Origin of the sequence: Exiguobacterium sp. s161, assembly GCF_018619045.1 — a bacterium.
Taxonomy (GTDB): domain Bacteria; phylum Bacillota; class Bacilli; order Exiguobacteriales; family Exiguobacteriaceae; genus Exiguobacterium_A; species Exiguobacterium_A indicum.
On record NZ_JACSNH010000008.1, the window covers coordinates 103,904 to 110,256 of the forward strand.

Annotated in this window: 5 protein-coding genes; 2 read left to right on the forward strand and 3 right to left on the reverse strand. The window is 40.2% G+C overall.

Going from position 1 to position 6,353, the window contains the following annotated elements:
• Window positions 1–68 precede the first annotated feature (68 nt).
• Window positions 69–689 (reverse strand): helix-turn-helix domain-containing protein, encoded by a 621-nt coding sequence (locus tag KNQ14_RS15750; protein ID WP_214861774.1) that lies wholly within the window; start codon window positions 687–689, stop codon window positions 69–71.
• A 769-nt stretch (window positions 690–1,458) separates the two neighbouring features.
• Between KNQ14_RS15750 and KNQ14_RS16885 the strand changes: the two genes are divergently transcribed.
• Both KNQ14_RS16885 and KNQ14_RS16890 read left to right on the forward strand, forming a co-directional pair.
• Window positions 1,459–1,590, forward strand: coding sequence for a hypothetical protein (locus KNQ14_RS16885; RefSeq protein ID WP_256442259.1), 132 nt, complete (start codon window positions 1,459–1,461; stop codon window positions 1,588–1,590).
• Between the two features lie 123 nt (window positions 1,591–1,713).
• Window positions 1,714–1,845, forward strand: coding sequence for a hypothetical protein (locus KNQ14_RS16890; protein ID WP_256442260.1), 132 nt, complete (start codon window positions 1,714–1,716; stop codon window positions 1,843–1,845).
• A 552-nt stretch (window positions 1,846–2,397) separates the two neighbouring features.
• On the opposite strand, the gene KNQ14_RS15755 is transcribed toward KNQ14_RS16890, so the two are convergent.
• Window positions 2,398–5,577, reverse strand: coding sequence for a type I restriction endonuclease subunit R (locus tag KNQ14_RS15755; protein ID WP_214861775.1), 3,180 nt, complete (start codon window positions 5,575–5,577; stop codon window positions 2,398–2,400).
• Between the two features lie 24 nt (window positions 5,578–5,601).
• Window positions 5,602–6,237: a restriction endonuclease subunit S gene (locus KNQ14_RS15760; protein ID WP_214861776.1), complete on the reverse strand. Its 636-nt coding sequence runs from the start codon at window positions 6,235–6,237 to the stop codon at window positions 5,602–5,604.
• Window positions 6,238–6,353: the final 116 nt, after the last annotated feature.

The window sequence follows — 6,353 nt, forward strand, 5'->3', positions numbered from 1 at the left end:
CCCATAATATTAGAAAACCTGCATTGGCGTTACAATGCAGGTTTTCTGTATTTACCGTTCTTCTAAAATCACATCAAATCGTAATCGGGATCTTCACCTTTCTCAATCTCTTCGTTGAAAGCGATGATACTAAATTCTTTTAAGTTAAAGATCGATAGCAGAGTTTCGTGATCACTGTACAGTTTATTTAGTGTCACTTCTTTCATAATTTTTGCTGCTTCCAAACTCCAGTTCATTTCTTTCCCAACTTCTTCAGCAGAACTTACGGACTCTTTTTTTACTTTTCCTCTATTGAAGGCATTCCAAATTAAACTAACTGAAGAAATGCTAATTGTAGGAACTTTTTTAGATAGAGCAATAAAAGCATTTGAAGTTAAGCGCTTTAAGCTACTAACGTCTACTCCTGAGTATTTACCAATTACCTCTAAAAAGTCGAACATTTTTTTTGATTCTTGATACTCACTGGGATCAATATTCTCCGTTTCCTTGATGCGCTTGAATGTTCTATATGCAACAGATCCAAATAATGCATAAGCGAGCGCAATATTTAACTTTGAAGGATCTTGCTCCAATTTGACAACAGTAGGTCGACTAACCCCCATCATATTTGCCAAATCGACTTGCGATATTTCGAGTATTTGACGTATTTCCGTGATCTGACTTCCTAAAGAGTGCAGATAATTGTTCATTTCTTATCACCTCCTCATTATTATATCATCAAGTAAAAATAAATACTTTGTATTTAATAAAAATCTTTTTGTAAATATGTTGACAATAAGTATTAATGGTTATATATTGTATCTATAAGAAACAGCACCACAACAATAACACTAGATAAGACAGGGTTACGTAAACTGGCCTCTTTTTAAGAAAAACGAAAAGATATCGACTAACTAAACTAATTATCGTGTTACATCCAGATAAGTGCGTCCTAAAGTATTTTAACAAGAAAAAATGATTGAAAATTCAGAAAGGTTGGTTTTTATGAATAAACTAATTCAAACATTAATTATTAAAGCTCTTGAAATGGTGATCTCTTCACTATTGAAGTTCGTCATAAACAAGTGGAACAACAAAAAGTAATATCTTTACTGAAATATATTTATCAAGGAGGTGGATCTCATGAAAAAAGTGATTTTTGCTGTCGCATCAACCATCTTTCCATATGTTTTAAATGCAATTTTAACGCTTATCGGAATTGAAGAGTAAGCTGCAGCGTTTCTTTTAAATTTACTAAAGGAGGTGATCCTATGCATAAGGATGCTCGTAATATCATCATTATGGTTTTACCGATTCTCACTGCAGCAATCGTAGAGATGATAAAAGATGAAAAATAATTCTTTCTCACTACTACTTCTTTTAAGGAGGTGATCCCATGCACCCGAACATCCGAGCCATCCTCGTCGTCGTCTTACCAGCAGTTACAACGGCAGTCGTTAACATCCTTAATGACGGAAAATGATTCTGCATGACCCATTACAACTGATTCAAGGAGGTGATCCCATGCACCCGAACATCCGCGCCATCCTCGTCGTCGTCTTACCAGCAGTCACGACGGCAGTCGTCAACATCCTCAATGACGGAAAATGATTTTGCAGTATCCTTACAACTAATTCAAGGAGGTGATCTCATGCACTCAAATATCCGTGCCATCCTCGTTGTCGTCTTACCAGCAGTTACAACGGCAGTCGTTAACATCCTTAATGACGGAAAATGATTCTGCATGACCCATTACAACTGATTCAAGGAGGTGATCCCATGCACCCGAACATCCGTGCCATCCTCGTCGTCGTCTTACCAGCAGTCACGACGGCAGTCGTCAACATCCTCAATGACGAAAATTGATTATCTATACACTTCAAATCACTTAGGGAGGTGAATTTCATGCTTCAAAACACACGAACTTCATTCATTTTAGTTTCTCCAGTTCTAACTACAACTGCTTTTGACTTACTTGAAGAGAAAGGAACGTAAACTAGTTTATGCAGATCATTAGCACCAAAGTATTATCCTCACTGAATACTATGAAAAAACGTTAACCAGACACATCTAAGGATGAGTAGTTAACGTTTTTTTATATAAAAATAAAATTAATCCTTTATTATTCAATCTGTCAGCACAAAAAAAATCATTTTATTTTAAAGCGTTTAATTCCTTGTTGATTACTTATTTTCTATTAGTAGAATCTGCAATCATATAAATACAAATAGTAAATTTTGATAATGATTAAGAAGCTATTTATCAAAGTACTGGCAACCTAAATAGTAATACATATGATTTTTTAATTTTTAACTTAGTGATTCGAGCGACGAGCGAAATCCAATCTTCTTTGATAAAACATTGTAAAGACCCATATTAAATGGCCCACATCATTTAAGCGATGTGGGCCTTGGTCGTTTAGCGTAATTCTTGATCAAGCGGAATAATCGATTCATCAAGCACAACACGCCAAGCACGTTTCATACCGGGTCCGTACTTTAGTAAAATGGCTTCCGGATGATTTTCTTTGTAGTTCGCAAAATTCTTACTCTCAATGATTCGTCCTACATTGGGTATGACGTCCATCCCTACTTGATATTGTACAGCCGATGTATGCAGCTCTTGCTCATCGACATACCATTCCTGTGCAAACGTCTCGATCTTATGCTGATAAGCTTGTGTAAAGTAACGACGCTTGACCACAAAAATATCTTCATCCGGTGAAACGACTTGATCATCTATCGCATTCAAAATCGTTTGATAAACTGCTTGCACGACTTCTGATTTTCCGAGTTTTTGAAGAGCTCGTTCAATTTCAGAGCGGATGTCTTCATTGTTCGCAGAGTATGTGCCGAGGAGTTGATCAATATAGGTAGAATCAATATCGTATAGTTTAATCGCATTTTCTCCGAAGAATTCGATTTCAGAGTAATCTGCTTCGTCATTCTTGTCTGCTTCCGTATTTCCACCATCCATCAATTCTTCAATTAAAGATCCTTTAACTGTGTGATAGATACCAAGGAAAGCTTCCAGTGTTTTTACTTGATCGGCAAGTGCCTGTGATTTCTCCATATCATCATTATAGTCATCGTATGTGATCAAAGCTTCAAACGCATTGTTAAGTTCTTGGAATGCTTTGACAAATTCAATTCGTTCTTCCAGCGGTGAATGTTCATCGATTTCATCTGGACTTGTCACTTGTTGTAATAATGCCTTATGTGCTTTTTTAAAACGTTTCTTCGATTCATCGTACGTCGGATAGACCAGATTCGTATCTTCGTTCTCGTTTGAGTAGAGACGCGTCGCTGCGCGGACGTTTTCTTCCATCGTCGCAGGACGCCGAAATGTGACGACTAATCCTTTTGTCTTATCCGGATACGTTCGATTCGTTCGTGAGAACGCTTGAATCAAGTTCGCATAGCTGAGATTTCGGTCGACAAACAATGTCTGGATTGTCGGCGCATCAAAGCCAGTCAGCAACCGATCAACGACGATGACGAGATCGATATGTTTTCCGAATTGCTTGAACTCCGCTTTTTTCCGTGCCAATCGATTATTGATATCGCCGTTATAACGTTCGATGTCTTCGATGGACCAAGCCGTTCCATAATAGTCGTTGTAGGCACGAATGACTTGGCGCATTTCTTCTTGGACTTCCGTCGCGTTCTCGGTGTTCTCTTGCATTGAGTAGGTAATCGCGATCCGTGGGAAATCAGGATCATCGATCGTCCGTCCTTTTCGAAGCGGATGCCCCGCAAAGTGTGCCTCCATCCAATTTGGATCCTGCTTCATCTCTTGGATGGCGTGGTAATAGCGCTTCGCCATCGCGATCGAACTCGTCGTCAAGATGGCCGATTTTTGTGGTCGCCCGTTCTTGAAGTCAAACTTCGTGTAGGCATTATCCGGACGGAACAGCTTCTGTAAGACTTTCTCGATATGCGCGTCCCGTTCATACAAATCATTCGGGATGTATGTCTCCTTCGTCATCTCATCCATTTCTTCGATCAAGGTACCGATTTCTTCGTCGGTCCGGTCCGCATATTTAGCATCTGCTCGTAGACTCGAAAAAATATAATTGTAGAGCGAGGCAGGTTCAATCGTATCCTCGTGTTCGACTTGGAAACCGAGGACGGATCCATCTTCGAGCGCATTCTTGATCGTATACGTATGTAGAATCTCACCGTATTGATCCCGTGTCGTCCGCGCCAATTGACCTTGTGCTTGTTTCTTGTTTTCATTGAAGATCGGTGTTCCCGTGAAGCCAAACCAGGTCGAGTTCGGGAAGAACCCTTTGATGGCCTCCATCCCTTCCGCACTCAAAGCACGATGACATTCATCGACGACAAAGACGATATGCTGTCCAATCAGCTTCTGGAATCGTTGCGTCCCTTTTTCAGCTTCTTGCTTTTGCGCATAACGTAATGCTGCCTCGAGCTTTTGACGCGTCGTGATGATGACGGTGTTGGAGTTCGTATCCGACAGTAGTGTCTCGCTCAATTTTTTTGAGCTCGACGTGCCGATGATTAGGCTATTCGCGGAACCCGTCCCGGTCGAGATCCCCGTGTTAAACTCCGAAGCAAACTTCGTGAATTCACTCGTCGTCTGATTATCCAGATCTTTTCGATCAATCAGCATGATTGTCCGGTCGACTCCTGGTTTACGGGCTAACAACTTCGTTGAGACAAAACTCGTCAACGTCTTTCCTGATCCTGTCGCATGCCAGACAAAGCCCGATTCATGACGCATCGCCGCTGTGAACAGTGCTTCGATCGCATGAATCTGATACGGATGGAGCACCATCAACGCTTTATTGTCTTGGTCTTCACTGACGATTGTATAGTTCGCGATCAAGCGGTGTGCATCGGGAATGTTCAAAACTTGTTTGACGAACTCATATAGATTGTCGACTTTCTGATTATTCGTTGTCCGCCAACTGAAAATAAACTTCCGGTGCATGTCCTTGGGCAGCGCATTGGCAAAATAACGTGTCGTCTGTTCGTTCGAGATGACGAACAGCTGCAGTGTCGAAAAGATATTGTTTCGGAACAAGCCTTCTTCCGCGTATTTCTTAATTTGATGATGCGCTTGGAAGACGCCGTCCTTCGCCGTGACTTTCTTCAGCTCGATTTGAACGATTGGTAAGCCGTTGATTAAGAGTGTGACGTCAAAACGACGATCCCGTCCGTCCTCTGTCGACCGTTGTTTCGCGATTTGGTGGACGACTTCGTATGTCGAGATGCCGCCACCAATATCTTGGTTCGAATAAAGGATGAGTGACATCGATCCAAGAGTGGCATCTTCACGTTCAATCGTAATGCGAGAGATCCCATTTTCGCCTTTTAACCAGCGCGCTGCGTCAAATGGCGTCTGTGTTTTCGACAACAACTCCGTCTTAATTTTATCGAACTCTGCGTCAGTGATTGGATGCTCACCAATCTCCGATAAGTTATTTCGGGTGATCTTGTGACGTAAATTGTGCCATAGATCTGCTTCTGACTTTAAGTCTGGACGATAATTCCATTGGTTATGTCCTTCACCGAGGACTTCAATTAATCGTCGTTCAACCGTCAGCTCATCATCATGTGTTAACTTCACCACGATTCCTCATTTCTTCTTAATTGGTTAGACAAACATTTTTTGAAGGAAACCTTTTTTTGTTTGTATCAGGGCTTCGAGTTCTTGCTCCTTTAGATCGACAACCTCATCTAATTGTCTGAAGAATTCACCAATTTTAACTTGTTCTTCATATTCTGGAATATGCAATATCATCCGGTTTAAATCAGGAAGATTCACAGATTGCACCGTCGTTCCGGTCTTAACGATGTTGTTCAATATATACGATTCTTTTGCTTTTATCTGAGCGACAATAAATTCTGGATCAATTTTAGTCTTATCAAATATCAAAGCTTTGATATCTTGATTAATTGCAACTTCGTTCAAAGAAATACTGATTGGAAATCTTTTAGCTAGAATTCCGCTACGTGTAACTATAAGTGGAGTACCTAATGGAACAACCTTTGTTCGATTATCTCTTACTGCTTTTTCTGAAATTGTATATGTTCCTTTGGAAACATACTTATTTTTAATTTCTTGAGAAGAAAGCCAAACGATATCTCCAATCCAATATTCTTTATTCCCCTTCAAGGGTGTTGCACCACCAACAAGTTTAATTACTTTCCCAAATTCATCTTGTTTCCACGTTTCAACAAATAAATTAAATCGAATTGTAGGTAATGTTTCTTCACCCTTAGGAAACATCTTTTGTAAGAAACCTTTTTTTGTTTGGACGGTTTGTCAAATTAAGCGCAACACTTCTTCGGAAAAGACCTCGTATGCAGTTTTCCAATCCAAACACTTTCTTGGTCGATTGTTGA

What these genes read in the sequence shown, in the direction of transcription:
- KNQ14_RS16885 (WP_256442259.1), top strand. Translation starts at nt 1,459, where the DNA reads ATGATTCTGCATGACCCATTACAACTGATTCAAGGAGGTGATCCCATG.
- KNQ14_RS15760 (WP_214861776.1), bottom strand. Translation starts at nt 6,237, where the DNA reads ATGTTTCCTAAGGGTGAAGAAACATTACCTACAATTCGATTTAATTTA.
- KNQ14_RS16890 (WP_256442260.1), top strand. Translation starts at nt 1,714, where the DNA reads ATGATTCTGCATGACCCATTACAACTGATTCAAGGAGGTGATCCCATG.
- KNQ14_RS15750 (WP_214861774.1), bottom strand. Translation starts at nt 689, where the DNA reads ATGAACAATTATCTGCACTCTTTAGGAAGTCAGATCACGGAAATACGT.